21 protein-coding genes and 1 tRNA gene are annotated in these 25,070 nt (G+C 67.0%); 15 read left to right on the top strand and 7 right to left on the bottom strand.

Translation table 11 applies throughout. The annotated features are described in order from the left end of the window. The first annotated feature begins 14 nt into the window (after positions 1–14). From JK358_RS33890 to JK358_RS33860, 7 genes are read left to right on the top strand one after another with little or no spacing between them, the layout of a single operon-like run. Positions 15–1,046, top strand: a complete 1,032-nt coding sequence (locus JK358_RS33890) for an MlaD family protein (protein WP_201955838.1) — start codon at positions 15–17, stop codon at positions 1,044–1,046. Next, positions 1,043–2,068, top strand: a complete 1,026-nt coding sequence (locus tag JK358_RS33885; protein ID WP_201955826.1) for an MlaD family protein — start codon at positions 1,043–1,045, stop codon at positions 2,066–2,068. The genes JK358_RS33890 and JK358_RS33885 overlap by 4 nt, the downstream gene beginning before the upstream one ends. Beyond that, positions 2,056–3,123 carry an MlaD family protein gene (locus tag JK358_RS33880; protein WP_201955825.1) on the top strand — a complete coding sequence of 356 codons (1,068 nt, stop codon included), beginning with the start codon at positions 2,056–2,058 and terminating at the stop codon, positions 3,121–3,123. The genes JK358_RS33885 and JK358_RS33880 overlap by 13 nt, the downstream gene beginning before the upstream one ends. A gap of 3 nt (positions 3,124–3,126) precedes the next feature. Further along, positions 3,127–4,227 carry an MlaD family protein gene (locus tag JK358_RS33875; RefSeq protein ID WP_201955807.1) on the top strand — a complete coding sequence of 367 codons (1,101 nt, stop codon included), beginning with the start codon at positions 3,127–3,129 and terminating at the stop codon, positions 4,225–4,227. After that, positions 4,224–5,282: an MlaD family protein gene (locus JK358_RS33870; RefSeq protein ID WP_201955794.1), complete on the top strand. Its 1,059-nt coding sequence runs from the start codon at positions 4,224–4,226 to the stop codon at positions 5,280–5,282. Before JK358_RS33875 ends, JK358_RS33870 begins: the two co-directional genes overlap by 4 nt. Next, on the top strand, positions 5,279–6,250 hold the full coding sequence (locus JK358_RS33865; protein WP_201955791.1) for an MlaD family protein: 972 nt from the start codon (positions 5,279–5,281) through the stop codon (positions 6,248–6,250). Before JK358_RS33870 ends, JK358_RS33865 begins: the two co-directional genes overlap by 4 nt. A gap of 27 nt (positions 6,251–6,277) precedes the next feature. Continuing rightward, positions 6,278–6,931, top strand: coding sequence for a hypothetical protein (locus JK358_RS33860; RefSeq protein ID WP_201955788.1), 654 nt, complete (start codon positions 6,278–6,280; stop codon positions 6,929–6,931). A gap of 472 nt (positions 6,932–7,403) precedes the next feature. On the opposite strand, the gene JK358_RS33855 is transcribed toward JK358_RS33860, so the two are convergent. Beyond that, positions 7,404–7,488: transfer RNA gene (locus JK358_RS33855), tRNA-Leu, on the bottom strand. A gap of 138 nt (positions 7,489–7,626) precedes the next feature. Beyond that, on the bottom strand, positions 7,627–7,941 hold the full coding sequence (gene mihF / locus JK358_RS33850; RefSeq protein WP_201955786.1) for an integration host factor, actinobacterial type: 315 nt from the start codon (positions 7,939–7,941) through the stop codon (positions 7,627–7,629). Positions 7,942–8,194: 253 nt separating this feature from the next. On the opposite strand from mihF, the gene JK358_RS33845 reads away from it, so the two are divergent. Both JK358_RS33845 and JK358_RS33840 read left to right on the top strand, forming a co-directional pair. After that, positions 8,195–9,061: a tetratricopeptide repeat protein gene (locus JK358_RS33845; protein WP_201955783.1), complete on the top strand. Its 867-nt coding sequence runs from the start codon at positions 8,195–8,197 to the stop codon at positions 9,059–9,061. A gap of 142 nt (positions 9,062–9,203) precedes the next feature. After that, complete coding sequence (locus JK358_RS33840; protein ID WP_201955780.1) at positions 9,204–9,782, top strand: hypothetical protein; 579 nt, start codon at positions 9,204–9,206, stop codon at positions 9,780–9,782. Here JK358_RS33840 and JK358_RS33835 read toward each other — a convergent pair. Next, entirely contained in the window at positions 9,767–12,049 is a 2,283-nt protein-coding gene (locus tag JK358_RS33835) for an ATP-binding cassette domain-containing protein (RefSeq protein ID WP_201955777.1), read from the bottom strand. The genes JK358_RS33840 and JK358_RS33835 overlap by 16 nt on opposite strands. A 172-nt stretch (positions 12,050–12,221) precedes the next feature. On the opposite strand from JK358_RS33835, the gene JK358_RS33830 reads away from it, so the two are divergent. Together JK358_RS33830 and JK358_RS33825 are read left to right on the top strand one after the other, a co-directional pair. Continuing rightward, the gene (locus JK358_RS33830; protein WP_201955774.1) at positions 12,222–12,539 is read left to right on the top strand and encodes a hypothetical protein; all 318 of its coding nucleotides are present in this window, start codon (positions 12,222–12,224) and stop codon (positions 12,537–12,539) included. A 1,358-nt stretch (positions 12,540–13,897) separates the two neighbouring features. Continuing rightward, entirely contained in the window at positions 13,898–14,152 is a 255-nt protein-coding gene (locus JK358_RS33825) for a hypothetical protein (RefSeq protein ID WP_201955770.1), read from the top strand. A 72-nt stretch (positions 14,153–14,224) separates the two neighbouring features. Here the strand turns inward: JK358_RS33825 and JK358_RS33820 are convergent, their stop codons facing one another. Together JK358_RS33820 and JK358_RS33815 are read right to left on the bottom strand one after the other, a co-directional pair. Then, positions 14,225–15,091, bottom strand: coding sequence for an alpha/beta fold hydrolase (locus tag JK358_RS33820; protein ID WP_201955767.1), 867 nt, complete (start codon positions 15,089–15,091; stop codon positions 14,225–14,227). A gap of 61 nt (positions 15,092–15,152) precedes the next feature. Continuing rightward, positions 15,153–15,761 (bottom strand): TetR/AcrR family transcriptional regulator, encoded by a 609-nt coding sequence (locus tag JK358_RS33815; protein WP_201955764.1) that lies wholly within the window; start codon positions 15,759–15,761, stop codon positions 15,153–15,155. 135 nt (positions 15,762–15,896) lie between these two features. Between JK358_RS33815 and JK358_RS33810 the strand changes: the two genes are divergently transcribed. The 4 genes from JK358_RS33810 (at position 15,897) to JK358_RS33800 (ending at position 22,694) form a co-directional block, all read left to right on the top strand. Then, positions 15,897–17,006, top strand: coding sequence for an FAD-dependent oxidoreductase (locus tag JK358_RS33810; protein ID WP_201955751.1), 1,110 nt, complete (start codon positions 15,897–15,899; stop codon positions 17,004–17,006). 28 nt (positions 17,007–17,034) lie between these two features. Continuing rightward, entirely contained in the window at positions 17,035–18,645 is a 1,611-nt protein-coding gene (locus tag JK358_RS33805; protein WP_307817873.1) for an MFS transporter, read from the top strand. Continuing rightward, the gene (locus JK358_RS39640; RefSeq protein ID WP_307817880.1) at positions 18,533–21,937 is read left to right on the top strand and encodes an ATP-binding protein; all 3,405 of its coding nucleotides are present in this window, start codon (positions 18,533–18,535) and stop codon (positions 21,935–21,937) included. The genes JK358_RS33805 and JK358_RS39640 overlap by 113 nt, the downstream gene beginning before the upstream one ends. 109 nt (positions 21,938–22,046) lie before the next feature. Then, entirely contained in the window at positions 22,047–22,694 is a 648-nt protein-coding gene (locus JK358_RS33800) for an MBL fold metallo-hydrolase (protein ID WP_201955745.1), read from the top strand. Between the two features lies 1 nt (position 22,695). On the opposite strand, the gene JK358_RS33795 is transcribed toward JK358_RS33800, so the two are convergent. Further along, positions 22,696–23,898: a cytochrome P450 gene (locus tag JK358_RS33795; RefSeq protein ID WP_201955742.1), complete on the bottom strand. Its 1,203-nt coding sequence runs from the start codon at positions 23,896–23,898 to the stop codon at positions 22,696–22,698. Between the two features lie 76 nt (positions 23,899–23,974). Next, the gene (locus JK358_RS33790) at positions 23,975–24,979 is read right to left on the bottom strand and encodes a helix-turn-helix transcriptional regulator (RefSeq protein WP_201955739.1); all 1,005 of its coding nucleotides are present in this window, start codon (positions 24,977–24,979) and stop codon (positions 23,975–23,977) included. Positions 24,980–25,070 lie beyond the last annotated feature (91 nt).

Raw genomic sequence — 25,070 nt, 5'->3', positions numbered from 1 at the left:
ATGCGATTCCGGGTGTGAGCATCACCCGCACCCGAGCTCGGACCGCCGGCGCGCTGCTGGCGGTGGCCGTCGTCCTGGTGGCGGCGGCGTTGAATGCCTACACCGACCGCGCGCCCGCGGAGCGCATTCGAATTCAGTTGCGCACCGAGCAGATCGGTGAAGGCATTGTCGCTGGAACCTCGGTGCGCTACGACGGGGTGGCGGTCGGAACGATCAGCGAGGTGGCTCCGGCAGACCAGGGCCGTCAGCTGCTGACCCTCGATCTGGATCGCACCCAGACCGCGAGCCTCACCGACGCCCTCACCGTGGACTACGCGCCGGAGAACCTGTTCGGCGTCAGCGCCGTCGCCGTGCGCAGGTCGACGGGCGGCGCCCCGCTGCATGACGGGCAGTTGATCGACCTGGCGGGCAAGGTCAGCGATGTGACCATGGGCGCGCTGCTACGGCAGCTCACCACCACCGCCACCGACGTGCTCACTCCCGAGCTGACCGAACTGCTCGCCCAGATCAACGGGGACCTGCGGGCGTTCACGCCGATCCTGCAGGCGGTGATCATGCTCAATACCGCCGTCGCCGACACCCAGCAGTATCCGGTGTCGTATCTGCTGGGCCGGTACAGCGAATTCTTCGACGGATTCGGCGAATTCACCTCGGCCACCTTCAAACTGGCCAAGGCGGTCATGGATATCGAGGTCTTCGTCACCGAGCGCGACCGCTACAACGCCTCCATCGACATGCTGCGCCGGGGCGTGCTCGGTGGGCTGGCCGGGACGATGAACGTACTCGGCACCCATTTCGCCGCCGCCACCGACCAACTCGCACCGACCGTGGCCGCGCTGGCGGCCACCATCGCCGATCCGGCAACCGCCCGGGCGCAGCTCACCGAGACCATCGAACGACTGCACCGGCTGTTCGCCGACACCCCCGACGGGCCCACCGTGAACCTCGCGGTGACGTTGAAAGGCATTCCGGCCGTGGGTATTCCGATGCTCGGGCAGCAGGCTTTCACTGCGCTGACCACGCCGCGGCCGGAGGGGGAACGATGAAGCCCGCCACCGTGCGCGCAGTGTTGCTGCGACTCGGACTCTTCAGCGCGGCGATGATCGCGCTGCTGCTCGTGGTCATCAGCGCGATCGTACGGCCGGTCAGCGGCGAAACCACACGCTATTCCGGCGTTTTCACCGATGTCAGCGGATTGAAGACCGGCGACGACGTGCGCATGTACGGCGTGCAGGTGGGCAAGGTGACCGGCCTCGAACTGGACGGATCCCGGGCCACGGTGGAATTCACCGTGCAGCGGGACCGGCCGGTGTACACGACCAGCACGCTGGCCATCCGGTACCAAACCCTCACCGGGCAACGGTATGTCGACGTCCGGCAGCCCGACGGGCCGGGCGAGCGGCTGCGGCCGGGAGCCGTCATCGGCGCCGACAGGACCGTCCCATCCTTCGACATCACCCAGCTGTTCAACGGTTTACAGCCGGTGCTGGCCGAATTCTCCCCCGGGGCGCTCAACCAGTTCACCGAGAGCGTGCTCGCCGTCATCGAAGGCAACGGTGACGGAATCGGTCCGGCTCTGGACGCTTTCGAGAAACTGAGCCGCTACGTCTCCGACCGGCAGGCCGTGCTGACGCTGATCGTCGAGAACCTGCAGGGCATCTCGAATCAGATCGGCGGCAAGTCACCGCAGCTGATCACGCTCCTCGAGGGTCTGGCCGACGTATTCACCTCCTTCCGCAAGGAACTGGACGGCCTGCTGGTCTTCGCGGCCGCCGCGCCGTCCACCCTGGGGCCGCTCAACAGCCTGCTGGCCACGCTGGGATTCGCTGAGGGCGAGAACCCGAACCTCGAAGCGGATCTACGGCTGCTGTTCCCGAACCCCGACGAGTCCCTGGAGGTGCTCGGCCGCCTGCCCGGTCTGCTGCAATCCCTGGCCGGCCTCATGCCACCCGCGGCGGGCAGCACCGCCGGACTGATCGATATGCACTGCTCGAAGGGGCAGGCCGAGGTTCCCGCGCCGTTCTCGGTGCTCATCTCCGGCCAGAGGATCTCGATATGCAAGAGCTGACACCTGCTTCGAACAGACTTCCCCGCAAGGGAATTCGCGCACGCCAGGCGCGACTGGCACATCATCGCGACGCACGCGAATCCGCTGCCGCCCGGCGCGAGCTGAAGCTCGGCATGTACGGCGTCGCCGCCCTGGCCGCGCTGCTCGTCGCGGTGGGTGTCATCTACGTGCTGCCGATCGGCAAGACCACCTACACCGCCGAGCTGAGCGAGGCGCGGGCGGTCAAGGCCGGAGACGAGATCCGCGTGGCCGGGCTGCACGTGGGCAGCGTGGAATCGCTGGAGCTGCTGCCCGATCGAGTGCGCATGACCTTCACCGTCGACGCGGACGTCTTCCTCGGCGACGCCACCTCCCTCGAGGTGCGCATGCTGACCGTGGTCGGCGGCCACTACATCGCGGCCGTCCCCGCCGGAGAAAAGCCATTGGGCGCCACCGTCATTCCCATGGAGAGGGTGCGGCTGCCCTACAGCCTGATCCGCACTCTCCAGGATGCCGCCACCCCGATCGGCCAGGTGGACGGGGACACGCTGCGGGAGAACTTCACCGCCCTCCAGCAGTCCCTGGAAGGCAGCCCGGATGCGTTGCGCCGCATGGGAAATGCCATGGAATCCCTCGTCGGGCTGCTCAACCGGCAGAACGCCGGAGTGTCGCAGGCGCTGACGGTCATGGACGAATACCTGACCGCCATCAACCACAACAAGGGCCTGATCGGCACCTTCCTGCGCGAGATCGGCGGGCTCGAAACCGCCGGGCTGGCCAAGAAGGCCGAGATCGCGGAAGCCCTGCGCATCACGGGGCAGCTGCTCTCGCGCATGGCCGCCATCGAACCGGCCTGGGACAGTCAGCTCGAGCCGCTGGCCGACAAGCTGGCCGAATCGGTGCCGCAACTGGAGGACCTGGGCCGGCGCTTCGACCAGGCGCTGAACAACCTCGGCGTGATCAAGACCCGGCTGACGTCGGCGATCACGGCGGAGGACGGCGTGACGGTCGATCAGTCCGCCATCACGCTGGCGGCCCCCGACGTGTGTGTCCCACTGCCCGGAAAGGCGTGCTGAGTCGTGAAACGCTTTCTCGGATCACAGGGTTTCGTCACCCTGGCCGGCGTCGCCACGGTAGCGGTGCTGACCGTCGCCGGCTATCTGGTCGCCGTCAACCCACTGCGGCAGAACCTGTCCTACTGCGCGATCATGCCCGACGCGGTGGGCCTGTACCAGGGCAACCACGTCACCATGCTCGGCATCCCGGTCGGCACCGTGACCGCGGTCGAACCCGAAGGCACCGCGGTGCGGGTGGATTTCAGCATCGACGCCAGCCACCCACTGCGCGGCGCGGTCACCGCCACGACGGTCTCTGACACCCTCGTAGCCGACCGAGCGCTGGAAGTGCTGGGCGACAGCACATCCGACGCGCCGTGGCGGCAGGACACATGCATCACCAAGACCTTCACGCCCAAGAGCATCACCCAGACCCTGGAAGCCTTCTCCAACCTCGCCGATCAACTCACCGGGCACGGAGATCCCGCCGAACAGGCCCGGCTGCGCACCAGCGTGAGCCTGTTCGATCAGGCCACCGCCGGCACCGGGCAAAAACTCAACCAGCTGGTGAGAGACCTCGGAACCGCGTTGAATTCGCCCAACGCCGCGATCGGGCACCTGGGCACGATGATCGATGCCTTCGCAGAGATCGCCGCCAGCGTGGCGATCAAATGGGAGGACATCAAGGTCGCGCTCACCCAGGCCGAGGAGGGCGTCGGTTTCATCAACGAGGTCTGGGGCAGCACCGTGCAGATCGTGGACTCACTGCTGGTGATCCTGCCCTGGTTCAACGACATCTTCCGCAAGCACGGGCAACCCATCCTGCGCGGGCTGGACGCGGCCATCCCGAAGGTGAAATTGCTGGGGGCGGGCATTTCCGGGCTGCAGAAGCTGCTCGACATGATCCCGCCCCTCGTCACCGCCTTCCAGCAATCCCTCGATCCGGAGACAGGACAGGTGCGAGTCACCTACAGAGCACCGAATGTGGCGCTGCCACAAGATAATGCCGAACAGCTGTGCACGCTGGCCGACACCGTGCGCCCGGGCAGCTGCCGCCGCGGCGACAACGGACCGGCGAATGTGAGCCTGGTGCCGCTGGTGCTGGGAATGGCGGGTGCGCGATGACCCGGAATTCCCCCGCCCGCCGCGCACTCGCCGGAACCGCCCTGTGCGTGGCGGCGCTGCTGCCCGCGGGCTGTGGCTTCAATCCGGCCACCGTGCCGATGCCGGGTGCGGCGGTCTCCGGCGACACCTACGACGTGCACATCCAGTTCGCCAGCGCGCTGAACCTGCCCGCGCAGGCCAAGGTCATGGCCAATGGCGCGAAGATCGGCAGTCTGCGTTCGGTCACCGTGATCGACCCGTCCGCCGCCAGCCCGGGACGAATCGACGCGGTGGTGGCCATCAGCAGCTCGGTGAGAATCCCCAGATCGTCCACGGCGCAGTTGCGGCAGAACACGATTCTGGGCGACATCTTCATCGGCCTGGTCACCCCGGTCGGCGACACCGGCGAGACCATCGCGCCGGGCGGCACCATCCCGCTGGAGCAGACCAAACCCGCACTGCAGGTGGAGGATCTGCTGGTCGGCATGTCCACGTTCGTGGGCGGCGGCGCGCTGCATCAGGTTCAGGAGATCATCAATCAGGCCAATGCCGCACTGCCGCAGGATAAATCGGAGACCGCGCGAATCTTCGACCGCATGGGTGCGAATGTCGAGGACCTGAGCGGCAATCTGGATGTGCTCGACGCCGCGCTGGCCGCCTTCCAGAAGGATCTGCGTGCGGTGCAGGACAATCCGCGCGAACTCGATGCGCTGCTGAGCGAACGCGGCGCGGTGGACATTCCAGCCGACGTGGCGGCATTGGTGAACACCCTGGGCATCGTCGGCTCCCTCGGCGCCATCGCCGAATCGCTGAGCTGGCTGACCCCGCTGTTGTCCGCCGGGGACGCCGCCGCCCGCGCCTTCGTGCCGCTCATGCTGGGCGACAACCCCCTCGATCTGAGCGCACCGTCCAACCTGAACAGGCTGGTCGCGTTGTTGCGGGACAAGGTCGTTCCCTATGTGGAGAAGGGGCCGAAGCTCACTATCACCGGGGCGGACACCGTTTCCCCGGTGTCGACGGAGGAGCAGGTCAACGCCATGGTGCGCGCCCTGCGGATGATCGGGGTGGTCCGGTGAAGCCGAGTTCTCTCGCGTCGGTGGCGAGTATCTTCGTGATCCTGGTGTTCGGCGGCGCGTATCTGGCCTTCGGCGTGGTCGGAGTGCATTGGTTCCGCGATCGTGTCGAGGCCACCATGACGGTGCCGGAATCCGGTGGGCTGCTGCCCCGCTCGAAAGTGCTGCTGTCAGGCGTACAGGTCGGGCAGGTGACCTCGGTGACGCATGTCGGGGCCGGAGTCGAGGTGCGCTTCCGGGTGGACGGGGACCATCGAATTCCCTTGGCCAGCAAGGTCCGTATCGAAGGGCTGTCCGGGCTGGGCGAGTCCTACCTGGACTTCCGGCCGGAAACCGCGGCAGGACCGTACCTGCGCGACGGGCAGACGGTGGCCGCGGACAAGGTGACCGCGCCACGGTCCATCCCGGATATCGCCCGCACCACCACTGAACTGCTGCGCCAACTGAATCCGGAGGCACTGGCCTCCATCGTGGACACCTTCGGCACGGCCCTGTCAGGCACGGAAACAGTGGTGCCGCAACTGTCCCGGGCCACCGATCTGCTCGCGGCCACACTGCTGGCCCGCACCGACATCATCCGGGAAATGCTGCTGGCCATGCAGTCCCGCGCCACCGACATGGATTGGACGGGTCCGGCGCTGCGCGGCGCGGCCGGACCGTGGGCAGACTTCGGGCCCCGGGTCGCGGAGGTGGCGGACTCCATCGCGCGGGTCATTCGCGCCGGAGACGCTCCGGACTCCTTCCTCGAGGAGAACGGCGAAACCATCGGCCTGGTGCCGTTCCTGCGCGAGACCACCGAACGCCTGGACCTGATGGGACCGGAATTCGCACCGCTGTGGCCGATGCTCGCGCCGGTGCTGGCCCAGGCTCCCGCGCTGGTCAGCAGGGTGGACCTGGGTGGACTCATCGCGCAGGCGCTGCATGCCACCAGCGACGACGGCGCTCTGCATCTGCAGATCGCCGTGAAATAACCACCGTACGAAAGAGCGGGAACAGCAATGACACTCGATCTCACGGATGAAGGCATCGAAACCTCCTCCGGCACTGCGAAATCCACCACGTCTGCGGAGAAGTCCGTTGCCCCCGAACCGGATCGGAGCGATGCCGCCTCCGACACTCGGCGTGGGAGACGCTCGGTCGCCGTCCCTCTGGTCACCCTCGGCTGGTCCGCCGCTGTGACGGTGGCGATCCTCGTCGCGTTCGTCGCGTCCGGCTTCCTCATCGCCGCCCGGGACGACCTCGCCGACCGTGACGCCACCGCCGGCCACCGCGCGCACGCCGAACAGGTCGCCACCGACTACGCGGTCGGCGCGTCCACGGTGAACTACACCGATTTCGGCGCGTGGGTGACCCGGCTCAAAGCCGAGACAGCCCCCGCTCTGGCCACCAAGTTCGATGCCAGCGCTCCGAAACTCCAGGACCTGCTCGTCCCCCTGAAGTGGACGTCCACCGGCACCCCCATCGCCGCGAAGGTGATGAGCGAGCAGGATGGCACCTACCGGGTCAACGTCTTCGTCAACGTCACCTCCACCAATGCCCAGAACCCGGAGGGCGTCCAGACCACCGTCACCTACAACGTGACCGTCGACCGCAATGCCGACTGGAAGGTCACCGACGTCGGCGGCATGGACGGCGCGCTGCCGCTGAAGTGAGCGTGAGAAGCCGGGAACTTGGCGATCGGGAAGTCAGCGATCATTGCGATGATTACCGCGGTATTGTCGGGCGCGTGGGCACCTGCGCCAGCAGGCCGACGATGGGTGCGCGGACTCCAGGCGACGCCGACGAGGCGTGCCATCACTGGGCCGGCAACCCAGCGATCACAGTCCCAGATGTCCTGCGCTGTCCGCTCGAAGTCATCTGGTAGCGATACATTTCAGCCGTTTCAGGCGTTGACCGAAATAGCCGTTTCGGCGTGATGCCAACGGCGATGTCATCAACCTCGACAAAGATTGAAAGGCGATCCTGAAACCTGTTGGCCAGGACCGCCTTTCGTAGTAGCGGGGACAGGATTTGAACCTGCGACCTCTGGGTTATGAGCCCAGCGACAACGATCTGATTACGAGAAGTCGAAAATGGACGAAAAAAGAGCTCTTCCTACATGTAGGGAGAGCTCTTTCCTCAATGTGTCCGGAGGGGGACTTGAACCCCCACGCCCTAATACGGGCACTAGCACCTCAAGCTAGCGCGTCTGCCATTCCGCCACCCGGACCGGTGGTGCTCAGCAAGGTTATCGGATGAGACCGTGTGGACCAAATCGGCCGTTGACGGCGGGGTTCGGTCCGCAGCGGATGGGGTGGGAAAGGTTGCCGCCGGGCCCGGATTCGGCCCGGCCGGCGACCCCCCGATGTCAGCTGCTCAGTGCGTCCAGCAGCGCGGCGCGCTGGCGGGAACCCAGGCCGCCGATGCGGCGGTCGGCGGGGATTTCCGCCTCGTCCATCAGCTTGGCCGCTTTGACCGGGCCGATGCCCGGAAGCGCCTTGATGACCGCCGCCACCTTGGTCTTCTTGACAAGGTCTTCCTTGTCGGCCCGCTTGAGAACTTCGGCCAGACTGACCGATCCCTTCTTGACCTGCGCGATGAGTTCCGAGCGGGCCTTGCGCACCGCGGCGGCCTTGGCCAGCGCCTCGGAGCGTTGTTCGGGGGTCATGGTGGGCAGAGCCATATGTCCTTAACCTTTCACTCGTTCGCTGGTAGTTCGGCGTCATTCAACATGACACCGGGCCGAGTACCGCTACGACACACCGGCCGGACCTGCTGGACACGTCGAGCTATCGGGCGCGAACGCCCTGGATTCGCAGGTCATCCGACCAGGTGTTTGCTGGGAGAAACACCTGGCAAATACGGGGTTCACCGGCCGCCTCGGGTACTACGGTGGGCCCGAAACCTACACGTGGCGCGCGGAAAAGGCGGGGCAGATGACGGGGCGCTATCAGTACGTCGAGTGGCTGGAACCCGAGCCTACGCTCGCCGACCGATACGACAGCGCCGAACCGGTGACCTGGAACGGGGCCAAGGTGTATCCGATGCATTCGGTGCGCATCGGCATCTCCCCCACCACGGTGATGTTGCGCCTGCGCGCCGCCGCGCCGCGGCACGGCGTGCACGGGCTCGGCATGGGGCTGGCCGTGGACGACGGGCACGTGTCGTTCGGCGGCAGACAGATGCGCGGCGTCGACGCCTGGAGCGACGCCATGTCCAGCGGCCTCGAGCTACGGGTGTGCCCCACGGGGCCCGAGGCCACCATCACGCTGACCCCGGTGTGGGTGGATCACACCGATGCCGTGGTCTCCTGGGCCGGCAATTACGGCATGCTCATCACCCGGGAGCGCACGTGCACGGTGCTGCACTGCAGCACCGGGGTCGGTCCGGCCGATTTCGGGGAGCTGGTGGTCGAACTCAGCACCGAGCTGACCCCGGTCGAACCCGAGCCCGATCCGGAAGCCGGACAGTATCGGGACGCGCTCTACGACCTCGGCGTGGCCATGCACAATCGGGGCGAGCTGGAGCAGGCGTGCCAGTTGTGGTCGCAGGCAGCCGGATTCGGGCACCTCGACGCCGCCTACGATCTGGCGGTGGTGCGTTTCCGCCAGGGCGAGCTGGCCGCCGCCGAACACTGGTGGCGCACTGCGGCGGATCACGGCGATGTGCGGGCCATGGCCGGCCTGGCCGCCGTCCTGGACCAGCGCGGCAACAGCAGCGAGGCTCGGGTCTGGCGTGCCGCGTCGGCCGCCGAGTCGGAAGCCAATGCCGCCCTGCTCGGCCGCGCGGCCCATTCCGTCTGACCGAGACCGCCCGCCGACGGCGAAATCCGTTCGCGCCATGCCGGATTCGCATGCCAGGATGCGGCATGGCGGATTTCGGGCACCCGGCGGATTCGGCACTCCCCGCAAGAGTGCACGCCCAGCAGATCGGCACGGACTGACCGTGGGCGTATATCTCAGCGTCTATCTCGCGCAGTGGCCACGCTTCCTCGAGGAGATCGGGCCGCAGGAGAACTCGTCTCGCGCATGGGAGCTGCTGCAGCTCGGCCCCGTGGCGAACTGGCTCGAGACCGATGCGGACCAGCTGCGCTGGCATGTCGACGGCTGGATCGCCCAGTACCGAGGCGCGACCGTCTCCAGCGGCTGGCACCTGTCCTTCGAGCATGCCTGGGCCCGGACCCGCGACAGCTACGAGTGGTTCTGCTTCTCGAACCCCGAGTGCGATGTCTTCGACGAGTTCGACAACACCCGTGACGCACCGTTGCGGACTGCGGCGCTGACCTTTCTCGACGGCGTCTGCGACGGTTGGGCCTTCCCGCCGGACACCGTCGAGGTACTCGCCGACGCATGGGCACTGCTTGCGCCACGCGTCGGCGAGTTGCGCCCCTTCATCGAGCCCTATCTGCTCGGCGACGACCGCGTCGGCACCTTCGACCTCTTCGCGTCGTTTCTCACCCGGTGGGGCACGGTGATGACGCTCGCGCGCGAGCGCGGGCTCGGCGTCACCTACTGGCTGTGGTGACCGGTCTTGTAGCGGCGCAGGTACTCCCCTGTCAGTGACTCGGGATGCTCGAGCAGAGCGGCCGGGGTGCCGGTGAAGACGATCTCGCCGCCGTTCTTACCGCCGTCCGGCCCGAGGTCGATCACCCAGTCGGCGTGGGCGACCACGTCGAGATTGTGTTCGATGACGATGACGGTGTTGCCGCGTTCGACGAGCCCGTCCATGAGCTTCAGCAGCGTGTCCACGTCGGACATGTGCAGGCCGGTGGTGGGTTCGTCGAGCACGTAGACGGTGCCGGTGTTCTGCAGCTGGGTGGCGAGTTTGATGCGCTGGCGTTCGCCGCCGGACAGGGTGCTCATGGCCTGGCCGAGGCTCAGGTAGTCGAGGCCGACTTCGATCATGGTGCGCAACTTGGCATTCAATGCCTTTTCCGGGAAGAATTCGACGGCCTCCTCGGCGGACATCTCCAGGACATCGGCAATCGACTTGTCGCGCAGGGTGAGTGCGAGCACGTCCTCGGAAAACCGTCGCCCGTCACAGGATTCGCAGTGGGTGGTGACCGGGTCCATGTAGGCGACCTCGGTGATGATGACGCCGCGGCCGCCGCATTCCTTGCACGCGCCATCGGAATTGAAGCTGAACAGACCCGGCGGCTGCCCGGTCGCCTTGGCGAACAGTTTGCGGATGGTGTCCATGAGACCGAGGTAGGTGGCCGGGGTGGAACGGGACGACGCGGCGATGGCCGACTGGTCGACGAACACCGAATCCGGGTAGCGGGCCATGAATTCGTCGCGGATGAGGCTGCTCTTCCCCGATCCGGCGACGCCGGTGATGGCGGTGAGAATGCCGGTCGGGATGCCCACCGACACATCTTTCAGGTTGTGCATCGACGCGTTGTCGACCCGCAGTTCCCCGGTGGCGGTGCGGAATTCGCTCTTGACCGTGAAGGTTCGCCGCAATCCCTGCCCGGTGAGGGTGTCGGCGGCGCGCAGTTCGGCGAAGCTGCCCTCGAACACGACGTTGCCGCCGTGCACGCCGGCGCGCGGCCCGACATCAACGATATGGTCGGCGATCTGGATGACGTCCGGATCGTGTTCGACGACGAGTACGGTATTGCCCTTGTCTCGCAACGCTTCCAGCATGCGATTGAGGCGTCCGACGTCGCGCGGATGCAGGCCGACGCTGGGTTCGTCGAAGATGTAGGTCATTCCGACCAGCGTGCTGCCCAGGTGTTTGATCATCTTCAATCGCTGGCCCTCGCCGCCGGACAGCGTCGAGGTGGGCCGGTCCAGGCTCAGGTAGCCCAGTCCGATGTCGACGATGCGCCCCAGGGCGATTCGGGTGGCGTCGGCCAATCCCTGGGCCGCCGGGTCTGTCACCTCGTCGAGCACGTCGAGCAGATCGGTGATCTGCAGGGCGGTCCACTGCGCGATATTGCGTCCGTTCACCTTGGTGGCGAGCGCCTTCTCGTTGAGCCGGGCGCCGTGACAGGCCGGGCAGACGCCCTCGGTGAGGTATTTCTGGATCTGCTCCCGCGTCTTCTCCGACAGCCCGGAGGTGTCACGCTTGAGCTTGGACCGCGTGAACTTGTCCGCCAGCCCTTCGTAATTGGCCTTCCACGTCCCCTTGTTGAAGGTCAGTTCCACTTTGCCGCCGCTGCCGTGCAGCAGATCGTGCCATTCCGCCTCGGTGTAGTCGGCGACCTTCTTGTCCAGGTCGAATCGCCCCGAGTTCCCGTACAGCTGCCAGTCCCCGCTGCCGACGCCGTAGCCGGGCAACAGGATCGCGCCCTCGTTGAGCGACTTCGACCGGTCCACGAGCCTGTCGGGATCGACCCGCACGGATACCCCGAGCCCGTCGCACTCCGGGCACATGCCCTGCGGCGTATTGAACGAGTACTCGAACACCAATCCCGTTGTCGGCGACCCGAACCGCGCGAACATGGCCCGGATCATGGAGTAGATGTCGGTCATGGTGCCGACGGTGGACCGCGGTCCCCCGCCCACCGGCTGCTGGTCGATGATCACCGGCGCGGTCAGGTTCTCGATGGCCTCGGCGTGCGGCCGCTCGTACCGCGGCAGAAAGTTCAGAATGAACGCCGGAAAGGTGGCGTACAGCTGCCGCTGCGATTCCACGGCGATGGTGTCGAACACGATCGAGGACTTCCCCGACCCCGACACACCCGTGAACACGGTGACCTTGTTCTTGGGGATCTCGATCGAAACATTGCGGAGATTGTGCTCGCTGGCGCCGAGCACGCGAATGATGTCACCGGAGGCAAAAGACATGCCCCAACCATGCCATCAAAACACCCCGAAATGTCCGGCGTATTGTGATGCAAATCACATCCATTCCCTTAGATCTCAGGGTCCAGCCAGGATTGCCGGGCAATGACGGCCCTCTACAGTTGGCGGTCGACCGCGACGGTCCGACACCGCCGCCCGCACCCCGAGGACCCACATGAAAACCCTCCGCTGGACCACCCCCGTCATCGCCGCCGCCTTCGCGGTCACCCTGCTGTCCGGCTGTACCGACGTAGCCCGCGCCCTCAACAAGGGCGGCGACACCACCTGCAGCGAATACCTGAACCAGAACGCCGACGACCAGCGCATGACCATCACCAAGGCCATCAAGCAGCAAACCGGCAACGACGCCGAACCCGCCGGCACTCAGGTCGACATCACCATGGCCTCAGTCCAAGCCCTCTGCCAGGTCCAGGCCAACTCCGAAACCCCCATCAAGAACGCCGACATCGCAGGCATCTTCATCAACAAATAATTCCGCCGACCAACCCGATTCCCCATTACAGCGAGGCCACGACCACCGGACCGAGCATCAGCGGTCCGGATTACGGAGTGACACAGGCGCTTTCACCCTGATCACCAACCACCACACCAGCGCCTCGCTCAGAGGCGCCGATAGGGAATGTCCGCGCCGAATCCTGATCCGGTTAGACGGACATTACCAACGCCAATTCTCACTTCATGGTACGACCCACTTCGTTCACAGCGCCGAGCATGTGCATGGACGCAAATCAGTTCGAATAGACAGTTTTCAGAAGTTCCCCCCTGACGATCAATCAGATTCAAATTTTGGTTTCAAGACACAACAGTGCTGAATCCATGTAGTGTTCCTACCTCTGAGTATGCGAGGTAGAACCGAGGGTGGAACATGTCCGACGCCGCTGAGCGCTTGTTCAGCATCCGTACCGCACTGCTGCAATGGCTCTACGGGGAGACGCTTGCAGGACAGCATGGCTCCACACTCCCCGGCGCGGCTAGCGGCACGGCGATTTGGCCCGATCCGTTTCCGACTAGACCGGAAATGGAAGCGGCCGCAGCGTGGTTAGCCGACAAACGCTACGCGGTGAGCATGGGGTCGGGGCCGTCTGCACGTTTTCGACTCACGCCCGAAGGCGAGGCGGTAGCTCGATCAGCGCAAGGGATTTCACGGCAAGAGCCGCCGTCATCTGCACCAGCCGCCGCTACGGTTTACAATCTCACCGGACGTGACATAAATTTCGCAAACAACAGCCCGCATGCGCAAAGGTCAGCACCACCGCAGAGCAGTTCGGCAACTTGGACAGGCTCGATAGCCGGAATTATAGGTGTGGTTGTTGCCATAATCGGAGTAGTCATTGCACTGCTCGCATGGTCCCCGTGGGATCGCAATCCAAACCCACCAGTTTCCAAAACAACACCCACCTTAACTCCGACTCCACCAGCCCAGACAACCTTCAATTCAATACCATTCACTTTCTCCACTCTTCGAGAACTGTATTCGTGCAGCAGCCCACATATATTCCAAAAAACCATCGATGCGCTTGGTCCGCCTCCGAAGGATGAAAAGGATTGGCCCTCCTGGGTCCGCGCGAACAATGGAATTGATAGCGGATTTCCTGATGAGACGGGGGCCGTGACGAGCAGGCTTCTCATCACAGTGCGGGGACGCGACGCACGCCCAGTAACTTTGACCGGCCTGCGTGTCGAGGCGGTGAATCGCATCGAAGGAGGGATAGTCGGAACCTCGATTAAAAGGGCATGCGGTTCGCCTACCAGCGGTCGATACGCAGAGGTGAATCTCGACGCCGTCCCCCTTCCATAGTCAATCCGGACAGCTCGCTTGTCGAGAGCAGCATGCTTCAGCCGATCACGCTGCCGTACCGTATAACCGACGCAGACAGCGAGACCTTCTATATATTTGCCAATACCGCGAACTATGTCGAATGGAGGCTTCACCTGCAGTGGAGCGATGGTGTCGATTCTGATGAAACCATCATCGATGACCGCGGTTCACCATTCGCTACTGCCAGGGCCGCACCAGGCACCGAGCATTACTTTCCAGCCTTCGACGGATCTGGATGGAGCCGGTGCGAAGCCGCGCGCTGCTGACCACCTACCGCCTGCGAGACATTGTGCTTATGCCTGTCATCTTCCGCCAAGGTCAGAGGGTTTGCCAGGCACCTACAGGATGCCTCGCATAACGCGGGCGATTTCGTCAACGATGAGTTCCGGTTCGGTGAACATCACGTAGTGGCCGGATCGTTGTGCTTCCACGAATCTGCCGTTGGCCAGGTGTTCTGCGGTGCGGCGGTGGGCGCGGTTGATCGCTGGACGCTGGGCCTTGTCGATCCAGCCGGCTTTCGTGCCGCTGATTACGGAGACGGTTACGCCTTCGAGGCGGGAGGGGTTGGCTTGGAGGCGGCGCATGGCGGGGAGGAATTCGTGGGCTTCTCTGCCCATTGTGCGGGCTGCGCGGGTACCGAAGTCGTTGTGACGGAAGTCTTTGTAGACGTCACTCGGTTGGGCTCGGCCGATTCTGGAGGCCAGTCGATATAGGCCGAGGCGGGCCAGGGTGAGGGTGAACGGGGCGGTGCGTTCCATGCGACGCTCGGCTTCGGGGGTGAAGTACTCGGGGGCGTTTTCGTCAGATTGGTCTACGAGGACCAGTCCTCGGACGTCGAATTCTTTTGTGGCCGTGAGCGATCGGATGATGGGGCCGCCCCAGCTGGCGCCTACCAGGATGAAAGGGGGCGGGAGCTGCCGGAGCAGCTGGGTCAGGTCGGAGACCGCGTGTTCGAGGGTGAGTGGCTGGTTGTCGTCATCGCTGCGGCCGGTGCCGGCTCGGTTGTAGACCACCGTGGTCGCCTGTGTGGCGACGGCAGGGGCGACCAGCCCCCAGATCGAGCCCGACATTCCCATGCCTGATTCGAATACCACTGTGGGGCTGCCGTTTTCGAGGATTCGGTAGTGGAGTGCGCGACCGTCGTTCAGGGCAGCACGGCATGATCCGCCGAAGGTGTGGGTGGGGGAATCGTCGGTTGTGGCCACTGTTTCTCCTCCATGCGCTGCGCCCGGAAGTCCACAACTTAGGTTCGCCTAAGCTGCGCTGTCAATCCTGAGGTCGTGCGGTGGCGCGGATGCCGGCGAGGACGACGGTGACGATTCGGTCGGCGTCGGCGCGGGTGAATGGGCGCAGGCCGCGGTGGACGATGAGGCGGACGGGGCCGGAGAGCATTTCGCCGAGGAAGGCGCTGTCGGTTGGGGGGAGTTCGCCGCGGTGGGTGGCGGTGTCGATTCGTTGCTGGAGGGCGGCGGTGCGCTGGTCGAGGATTCTGGCCAGGGCTCCGCGGATGGCGGGGCTGTGCTGGGCGGGTTGGACGGCCTGTTCGAGGGTGCGGCCGAAGGGGGTGTGCAGGCCGGTGGCCAGGGCCAGCAGGTAGTCGACGAGGTCTCGGTGGAGGTCGCCGGTGTCGGCGACCGAGGCGAGGTCTTCGGCGTAGCGGAGGAGGGCCTCGACGACCAACTCCTCTCGGTCGGGCCAGTTGCGGTAGACGCTGGTGCGGTGCACGCCGGCGCGGTCGGCGACCTCCTCGTAGCGGAAGCCGGTGATGCCGTCGCGTGCGACGAGTTCGGTGGTGGCGGCGAGGATTTGGGCGCGTACCCGGGCGGTGCGACCGCCGGGGCGGCGGGCTGGGGGTTGTTCTTCGGCGTCGGCCATTGACGCGCTCACCTCCGTGTTCTCTGTCGGGTGCCGATTGTGGCCGGGTTCGGCGTTGCGAGGCAAAGCCGGTGGTAAGTATGCTCCATTAAAGCGACAGATTGTTGCTTTTAGATTTCCCTTCTTGGAGCACCCGTGAAAATCCTTGTCTCCGGCGCCGGTATCGCCGGGCTGTCATGCGCGCTGCAGCTCGGCGCGCGCGGTCATGACGTCACCGTGGTCGAGTCCGCCCAGCGCCTCCGGCTCACCGGCACGCCCATCGATATCCGCGGCGAAGCCGTCGAGACCGTGGCCCGGATGGGATTGCTCGAAGAGGTTCGGAGGCAGCGGGTACGGATGTCGGAGCTCACCTGGTTCGTGGACGGCGCGGGGCGGCCGGTGGCTCGAATCCCGTTGGCGGAGATCAACGATTCCGTGGACGACATCGAACTTCTGCGCGGGGATCTCGTCCGGATTCTGGCCGAGGCGCTCCCGGATGCCGCGATGATCCGCTTCGGCGACTCGATCGAATCGGTGAGCCAGGATGGCAGCGGAGTCGAGGTGTATTTCGCGTCGGGCCGAACGGACCGCTACGACCTGCTGGTCGGCGCGGACGGCCAGCATTCCGCGGTGCGCGGGCTGGTGTTCGGATCCGGCCACCAGCAGCACCTCGGTGTCTACTTCGCGCTCGCCGACCTTCCCGGGGAGCCGCGTGGCGCGGACATCAACTCCATCTACAACGTCCCCGGGCGGATGGCGGGCGTCTTCCGGTACCGTGGCCGGACTGTCGCCAACTTCCAATTCCGTTCGGAACAAATCGATTACGACCATCGCGACATGGCGGCCCAGAAACGGATCCTGATCGACGCCTTCGCGGGCCAGCGGTCGTGGCGGATCCCGGAACTGCTCGACGCGGCCCGCGCCGATCCCGGTTTCTACTTCACCTCCGCGAGCCGGGTCTGCCTGCCGTCCTGGCATCGCAGCCGCGTCGTCCTGGTCGGGGATGCCGGGTACTGCCCGGCCTATCTCTCCGGCCGGGGCACCTCGCTCGCGCTCACCGGCGCTCGATTTCTCGCCGAAGAACTCGACCGGCACCGCGACGACCACGTCGCCGCGTTCGCGGGATACGAGGCGCGGCAGCGCCCGTATGTGACCGCCGCCCAGCACCGTGTGGCGCGCGGTCGCGACCGCATCGTCCCGGCCACCTGGGCCGATATCGCCGCCCGCAACCGGGCGCTGCGCGCACACGACACCGGCGTGCACTGAAAACCTCATGGAGCGAAGAGAATTCACAGTGAACGACGACACGGTGGAAATCCCCGTCCTGGGCGTCCGGGAGCACCGCTGGAGCAGGCGGCTCATCCTCTGGGCGGCGGTGCTCATCCTGGCCAATGTGCTGGCCGATGTGGTCATCGGCTCGCCGATGATGGTCCTGCCCCAGTTGCTGGAACATTTCGACACCGATCAGGCCGCCTGGCTGAATGCGAGCGCCATGCTGGCCGGTGCACTCTGGTCGCCGCTGCTCGCGAAGAGTTCCGACCTCTTCGGCAAGCGCCGAATACTCGTCGGCACACTACTTCTCGCGGGTGTGGGAGCGCTGATCTGCCTCGTCGCCCCCACGCTGTGGATCTTCCTGGCGGGCCGTTTCCTGCAGGGTGCCGCGTTCGCCGCGGTGTTCCTGACGGTGGCGCTCGTCCGTCAGATCTGCACTCCGGGTGTGGCGATGGCCGTGGTCGGGCTCGTGACCTCCGGTTCGTCGATCGTCGGAATCGTCGAGCCGTTCCTGATGAAGCCGGTCATTGACGCGTTCGGCTATCGGAGCGTGTTCCTGGCGGCAGCGCTGCTGGCCGGGGTGTCCGCGCTCTGTGTGCGTGCGCTGCTGCCGGAGTCGCCGATCCGGGACTCCGGCCGGATCGACGTGCTCGGCGCGCTGCTGCTCGGCGGTGGTCTCGGCGCGGTGCTCGCCTATCTCAGTCTCGGGCGAGAGTTCGGATGGCTCTCCGCGGGCATGGTTCTCCTGCTGACGGGAGGTGCCGCCGCACTGGCCGGGTGGGTCGTGCGCACGCTGCGGATCGACGAACCCGTCATCGACCTTCGCGCTCTCAGCCGTCCGATTCTGCTGACATTGCTGGCCCTGGTGCTGGCGGCGGGCTCGTTCCGCAGCATGCTCCAGCTAACCGGTCTCGTCGCCCGGGTGTCCCCCGATCAGGGGCTCGGCTACGGGCTCGGCGAGGGCGAGGCGATCGCGGTGCTGCTCGCCGCCCCCAATCTCGGCATTGTGCTCGGTGGTGTGGGCGCTGGATGGATGGCGGGACGTTTCGGTCCGGCACTTCCCCTGCTCGTGGGGATCACGGTCGGGGCCGGGGCGAGTTTCGGCATGCTGGCGGGTGTTTCGGCCGTTCCGCTCGCGATCGCCTGCGGCACTCTGCTCGGTGTGGCGGCCGGCGCGATCGGGGCCTCCGGCTACAACCTGGCGACCGCGCTCGCGGCGCCCGAGCGGCAGGGCACGATCGCCGGTCTGGTGTCGGTTGTGCTCGCGCTCGGCTCCGTGGTGGTCAACTTCGCCGGGGGTGAGGTGCTCAAAGCGACTCGGGCTCCGGGGATTTCCGCCGACGGACCGCCGATGAGCACGGCGACCGGCGTGTACCTCTATATCGCGATGGCGGCCGTGCTTTTCGTGCTCGCCTCGGTGCCCGCGGTCCTGCTGGCCCGCAATCGCACGGTACCCGCCGATGCCTACAGCGGGGCGATAGGCTGGCGGGAAGAAGCCGCGAGGAGGGCGCGTGTCGGGCATCGCATTGATCGGTCGGCAGCACGCGGAATCGGTTCTGCGCGAGGAACTCCAGCGCACGGTCAGCAGCCACGGCGGTCTGGTATTGATCACGGGCGAGGCGGGGATCGGTAAGACTGCCCTGCTCACGCACGGTATTGCGGAGTTCCACGGTGAGGCGCTGGTGCTCACCGGGACGGCCTGGTCCGGTGACGGGGTTCCGGGCTATTGGCCCTGGGTGCAGATTCTGCGTCGCCTGCGCAGCGCCGGAACTCCGGACGACTGGGAGGGTGTCGTCGCGGCCGCCGGTCCGGCCCTGCCGCTGCTCGTCGACCCGCCGGGTACCGCCCAGCCCTTCGCGCGGGAGTCCACCGGTCCGGCGGTGCAGATCACCAATAGTGAAGCCGCGCTGCCGATTTCCCGCTCCACGAGCGCACTGTTCGGTATCGGTGACGCGGTCACCTCCGCACTGGTGACCGCGGCGCGGCGACGGCCGCTCATCGTGGTGGTGGATGACCTCCATCGCGCCGATCCGGAGTCGGTGCGGCTGTTGACCTTCGTGGCACGTCACTCGTGGTTCGAGCGCATAGCATTGCTCGCGGCCGTCCGTGACAACGAACTGACCGACGAGAACGAGCTGCTGCGAACAGCTTTCGCCGAACTGCGGGCGACCGCGCGCACGATCGAGCTCACCGGCCTGCCCGCCGCCGATATCGCCGCCTTGGCCACCCGCCTGACCGGCCGCGCTGTTCCCGCTGCCGCGGCGGCCAGAATGACGGCCCTCACCGGCGGCAATCCCTTCCTGGCCGAACAGACCGCACGGCTCTGGCACAGCGGCAGCCCGATGGACACGCTGACGCCGGGTGTCCGCGAAACCCTGGAGGCGCGGCTCGCACCGCTGCCGGGCCACGTCGTGGACGTCCTCACCATGGCCGCCTTCATCGGCCGTGAATTCGGTCTCCCGGTGCTGGTGGCGGCGTTCGAATCGCACGATATGCGCGAAGCCGCCCGCGAGGGGACAGCAGACCGGACGGCTCACCTGGCGGACGCGGTGGCTGCCGCGGTGCAGGCGCGGCTCGTGTCCGCCGCCGACCGGGGGCGGTTCGTGTTCGTGCACGATCTGGTGCGCGAGACGCTCGTGGCCCGGACCGAGGTGGCGCAGGCGCGGGGTCGGCATGCGGCGGTGCTGGCGGCGTTGGAGCGGCTGCCGCGGGAGTTGTCGCACGCTACCGCAAGCGATTTCGCGTTTCATGCCTCCGCGGTGGCGGGGCTGGGTGATGCCGGGGCCGATGCGTGTGCGCTGAAATACCTTCTGGCTGCGGCCAATGACGCGTGCGGGCGGATGGCGGCGGGTGAGGTCGCCGGGCATCTGGTGCGGGCGCTCACGCTGCTGCCTGCCGATCAGGTGGTGCGGCGCGACGAGCTGGGCCTGTTCCTGGCCGAGGTGTCGCACGACGCGGGCGATCTGGCGGGTGCGCGACGCGCCTACGAGGACGTAATCCATGCGGCGCGGGCACGATCCGATGCGGAGTTCTTCGCTCGCGCCGTGCTGGGACTGCACGAGCTGGGTATGCCGGACCCCGAGGGTGCGGGGGCGCGGGAGATCGAGCTCATCGACGCGGCCCACGCGCTGTATGTCGACAGTCGTTCGGCGGCGGACCCGTTGGCCGTGCGCCTGCTGGCAGCCGCCGCACGGGTGCGCGTGCACACCGGATCCTCGCGCCGAACACGACATTCCACGGCCACGCCGGAATCCATGAGCGCCGAGGCCCTGCGCCTGGCCCGCGCGTCCGGCGACGAGAATGCCTTGGGATTGAGCCTGATCGCACGGCACGATGCCCTGTGGCGTCCGGGTACCGCTCCGGAACGGCTGGCCCTCGCCGAGGAGATCGGCGCACTGGCCGACCGCTCGAGCGATGACGATCTCCGGGTGCAGGGATTCGTGCTGCGCATCGCCGCGCTGCTCGAATTGGGTGACCCCCGAGCGCATCTCGAACAGGCCGCCTTCACGAGCTTCGCGGAACGCTCGCGGCTGCCCCGTGCCCGGTTCATGGCGCGCTCCCGTGCCGCTTCTCTGGCGGTGCTCGCGGGCCGATTCGACGAGGCCGCCCGCGCCATGGACAGCGCCTACGCGCTCGGCGAGCGCATCGGCGAGGTGGATCGCGTCCCGCTGTGGCTGGAGCAGCGCTGGGTGCTGGCTCTCACCGCGCACGCCGACGCCACCGAAATCCATGACAGGTACCGGGAATTGGGCGGCGTCTATCCGGTCGTGCCCCGGGTGATCGACGCCGCGCGTCACCTCGACAGCGAAAGCCCGATGTTCGGCCCCGGCCGTCACACAGCCGGAGCGGAACCCGCGTCCGGTACCCGGACCCACCTCCACGGGCTCGAGCCGATGCCGGACGCCACACCCCGATTCCACGGCGGGGCCGCACTATTCGAGGCGGCGGAGCATACATCCACCGAAGACCGATACGGCACGCTCCGCCGGGGGTTCGACGAGATCCGCGCCCTGCTCGACACCTATCCCCGGCATTTTCACGCGGGTCCGCTGATCGCGCTCGCCTATGCGGCCATCGTGTTGGACGAGGCCGAACCGCGCAAGATCGCCTGGGATGCCCTGTGGCCCCTGCGTGGATTGTGGGCTGTGGTGGCCGGTGGCGGCGCGGTCTACGGCCCGTACTCCTACTGGCTCGGCCGACTCGCCGCCGCCCATGATCCGGTGGTGGCCGCCGCGGAGCTGGAGTCCGCCGCCGAGTCGGCCCGTCGCCTGCGGGCGGCACCGTGGCTGGCCGCGGCCGAAACGGCGTCGGCTCGAACGCATTCCGGTGCGCCGCGTCCGGAGATCCTGCGTGAACATCGCGCAATGGAGCCCTCCGGCAATGTCTTCCGGCTGGTGGACAGCGTCTGGACGCTGCGTTTCGCCGGCCGGACGCTGCATCTGCCGGATTCCAAGGGCTTGCGTGATCTGCACACGCTGTTATCCCATGCGGGCCAGGAGATCTCGGCCCTGGAACTGCTCGGTGGCGCGGGTTCCGCCGACGTGGTGCGTGGCGCACGGCGTCTCGGCGCGGACACGGTGCTGGATGAGCGCGCCAAGGCCGAGTATCGTCGCCGCCTCACCCAGCTCGATGCCGAAATCGACAGCGCCCGTGACCGTTTCGACGACAGGCGTGCGGCCGCGATCGATACCGAGCGGGCCGCGCTGCTCGAGGAGCTCCGGCATGCCGCCGGGCTGGGCGGTCGCACGCGCCTGCTCGGCGACGAGGCCGAGCGGGCGCGCAAGACCGTGTCGGCGCGTATCCGTGATGCCCTGCGCCGCGTCGAGCGTGGTCATCCCGAACTGGGCGAGCATCTGCGCGCCTGTGTCTCGCTCGGTGTCGCCTGCCGCTACGACCCGCAGCGCGATATCCACTGGGCGGTCTGATCCCCGCTCCGATCGAATCCGGCGGCCGATCCAGCAATGCTGGATCGGATCTCGCGCCTTACGGGTAGCGACCGCCCGCACCGGGCGACCAGCGCGAGAGGAGCCCATCATGCGACAGATCGCCGCCGACCTCTGGGTGACCGAGGCCCAGAATCCCGCCCCCGGCCTGTACACCCACGCCTACCTGTGGACCCGTCCCGAGGGCAATGTCCTCTTCTACAACACCACCCTGCCCGAGGAGCTCGACCGGATCGCCGAACTCGGCGGCGCGGCCCACCAGTACCTGAGCCATCAGGACGAGATCACCTCCACCCTGGCCGATCTCGCCGACCGCTTCGGCACCCGGCTGCACATCCACGCGAGCGAGGCGTCCCTGGTGACGACGACACCCGTGCACGACCCGTTCACCGACCGGCACACCGGTGTCGGCGGTGTCGAGGTGATCCCGACCCCGGGCCACACGCCCGGCAGCACCAGCTATCTGGCGCAGATCTCGGGCCGCCGCTACCTGTTCACCGGTGACACCATCCTGCGCGGCGAGAAGGGCGACTGGTGGGCCGGGTACCTCGAGGGGTACAGCGACCGCGAATCCCTGCTGGCCACACTGGATGTCCTCGACGACCTGACTCCGGAGGTGATTCTGTCCAGCGCCGTCATGGACGGTTCGGATTTCACCGAACTCGGCGACCGCCCGTGGGCCGCCGCCGTCGACGAGGCCCGGCAGGCGCTGCTCACCGGTTCGGCTTTCACCCCGTAACTCAGCCGAAGCGCAGCGGCAGGGTGAGCGGCCCGGTCGGCCCGAGCGTGGGTCCCGGCCGAGCCGGACCGGCCGCCCTCGGATGCGGCAGTCGGCGCGCGAGTATCGGGAGCGCTTCGGCCATTTCGGCGCGGGCGAGGGGTGCGCCGAGGCAGTAGTGGATGCCGCCGCCGAAGGTGAGCTGCGCGGCTGATCTCGTTGCGGTGATGTCGAATTCGGCGTCGCCGAAGGCGGCGGGGTCGGTGTGCGCGGCGTTGGACAGGACGTTGATGAAGCTGCCGGCGGGGATGGTGAGGTCTTCGAAGTCGATGGTCTCGTCGGTGACCCGCCAGATGGTGTTGACGCCCGGCGCCACCCGCATGATCTCCTCGACCGCGCGCGGCGCGAGCGAGGGGTCCCGGGCGAGCAGGCGCCATTGGCCGGGATGGTCGAGGAACAGTCGCACGGCCTGCCCGAGTTGCTGGCGGGTGGTGTCCTGCCCGGCGAACAGCAGTGCGCCGGCCATATTCCGCAGTTCGACCGGGGAGAGCCGGTCCCCAGCGTCTTCGGCGGCGATCAGGTCGGTGAGCAGGTCGTCGCCGGGTGTGTGGCGGCGCTGCTCGAGCAGGTCGTCGATGGCGTCGTCCAGGGTCGCGACGGCGGTTTCGATGCGTTCCAGATGCTGGGCCGCGGAGACGGTGAAGATCAGCCCGATCTCCTGCGGCAACCGGCGGAAGGTTTCCCGCTGTTCGGGTGGGATGCCCAGCAGTTCGGCCAGGATTCGCGCCGGATAGCGGTCGGCGAAGTCGGCCATGAACTCGCATTCGCCCTGTTGCACAAGGGGTTCCACGAGTTCCTCGGTGACGGCGCGCATCACCGGCCGTAACCGGTCCACGGCCGCGCGGGTGAAGGCCCGGCTCACCAGCCGCCGCAGCCGGGCATGGTCCTCGCCTTCGATGCTCGGCAGCACCGATCCGATCCAGTCGACCGCGGGTCCGGAGGTGATGCCCTGTGCCGCAAGCGATTCGACTCCGCCCCAGCGGACCCGGCGATCGGCGAGGAAGGCGGTGGCCTCCCGATGCCGCAGGACGGCGAACCCGATCGGCGTCCGGGCGTACCAGTTCGCGGCGCGGGCGGCGGCCACCTCCGGTCCGTCCGGCCGGAAGCCTGGATCGAGTACGTTCAGTTCGGCGACATCGCTATTGGTTCGCGCTTCGACAGCCATCGGTTCGTCCTCCCACCCGTGATCCGCCCGTCGCGGATCGGCCCCTGTGACGCTACGAAGGGCGGGTGGGTGCGGCCTATCCCAGATTTCTCGTATTTCCGGGGTCCGCGCTCCCGGTGAGCAGCCCGGCGAGCTGTCGTCGGCTGCGGATACCCGTTTTGGCGAAAATCGAGGTCAGATGGGTCTGCACGGTGAGCGGTGAGATGAACAGCCGCTGTGCGATGGCCTCCGTACTGCGGCCCTGCACGACGAGGTCGACGATTTCGCGTTCCCGCGCGGTGAAGGCGAATGCCGCGTACAGCAGCGGAGCGATGGCCCCGGGGTGGGCTTCCTGCAGCACGAATGCCACCTGGCCGCCCGAGGCGGACGCGTGCAGCGATATCCACCGCCCGCTGTCCGCGCGCACCCGCGCCCACGCCTCGTGATCGCCGCGCGCTCGCTCGGCCAGGGCGACCAGCGCGAACGGCAGCCCCTCGTGTTCGGGCGCGTCCGGCGCGCCGAGTTCGGCCAGCCACGAGCGCGCGGGTTCCGAGATCGACACGATCTCACCGGCGTCACCGACGACGAGCACGCCCGGCCACCGCCCGGCGCTCTCCGGCGCGGATCGCGCCCGCACCCCGGCTCTGCGCAGCCCGCGCCCGAGCACCCCGGACAGTTCGTCGGCGAAATCCCGCTCGTCCGAGGTGAAGTCGCGGGGCGCTTCCCGGAACAGCGAGACATTGCCCCAGCAGTCGCCGTCGGCGATCAGGGCGATACGCAATTCTCCGGTAATATTGTTGGGCCGCAGCAATTCTCGATAGCGCACACTCCGATCCAGTTGTCCCCCGGTCATTTCGCTGAGCACCCCGCTGTGCTGTCGTCCGCTCGCCAGTCGCGCGAAGGAATTGAAATCGTCGGGAAGATAGGCGAAGCGCGCGACCGAGGCATCGGGTGGCGGCATGTGGTGTGCCCGGAATCCGGTTTCGATCAGGCTGCCGGGGTCGGTGGTGTGCCAGCAGCCCGCGTCGTGGGGTACGGCGGCGGCCAGCAACTCCCCCGCTTCGTCGATCAGCGCGGCGGTGTCCAGGTCCGCGGCTGTCAATCGAAGCAACCTGTCGAATGTGCGCTCGCGACGGCGACTGGTCACCACACCAGTGTCGCAGCTCCTATGGCGGATGCCACGGGTAATTCGG

The organism is Nocardia acididurans, from assembly GCF_016741815.1.
Classification (GTDB): domain Bacteria; phylum Actinomycetota; class Actinomycetes; order Mycobacteriales; family Mycobacteriaceae; genus Nocardia; species Nocardia acididurans.
Note: the sequence above shows the minus strand (reverse complement) of the source record. Positions and strands in the feature narration are given on the sequence as shown.

Coding starts and splice junctions, on each gene's coding strand:
- JK358_RS33815 (WP_201955764.1), bottom strand. CDS start 15,761: ATGGCCGACGCCGAAGAACAACCCCCAGCCCGCCGCCCCGGCGGTCGC.
- JK358_RS33800 (WP_201955745.1), top strand. CDS start 22,047: ATGCGACAGATCGCCGCCGACCTCTGGGTGACCGAGGCCCAGAATCCC.
- JK358_RS33795 (WP_201955742.1), bottom strand. CDS start 23,898: ATGGCTGTCGAAGCGCGAACCAATAGCGATGTCGCCGAACTGAACGTA.
- JK358_RS33885 (WP_201955826.1), top strand. CDS start 1,043: ATGAAGCCCGCCACCGTGCGCGCAGTGTTGCTGCGACTCGGACTCTTC.
- mihF (WP_201955786.1), bottom strand. CDS start 7,941: ATGGCTCTGCCCACCATGACCCCCGAACAACGCTCCGAGGCGCTGGCC.
- JK358_RS33845 (WP_201955783.1), top strand. CDS start 8,195: ATGACGGGGCGCTATCAGTACGTCGAGTGGCTGGAACCCGAGCCTACG.
- JK358_RS33825 (WP_201955770.1), top strand. CDS start 13,898: ATGCTTCAGCCGATCACGCTGCCGTACCGTATAACCGACGCAGACAGC.
- JK358_RS33880 (WP_201955825.1), top strand. CDS start 2,056: ATGCAAGAGCTGACACCTGCTTCGAACAGACTTCCCCGCAAGGGAATT.
- JK358_RS33870 (WP_201955794.1), top strand. CDS start 4,224: ATGACCCGGAATTCCCCCGCCCGCCGCGCACTCGCCGGAACCGCCCTG.
- JK358_RS33830 (WP_201955774.1), top strand. CDS start 12,222: ATGAAAACCCTCCGCTGGACCACCCCCGTCATCGCCGCCGCCTTCGCG.
- JK358_RS33835 (WP_201955777.1), bottom strand. CDS start 12,049: ATGTCTTTTGCCTCCGGTGACATCATTCGCGTGCTCGGCGCCAGCGAG.
- JK358_RS33860 (WP_201955788.1), top strand. CDS start 6,278: ATGACACTCGATCTCACGGATGAAGGCATCGAAACCTCCTCCGGCACT.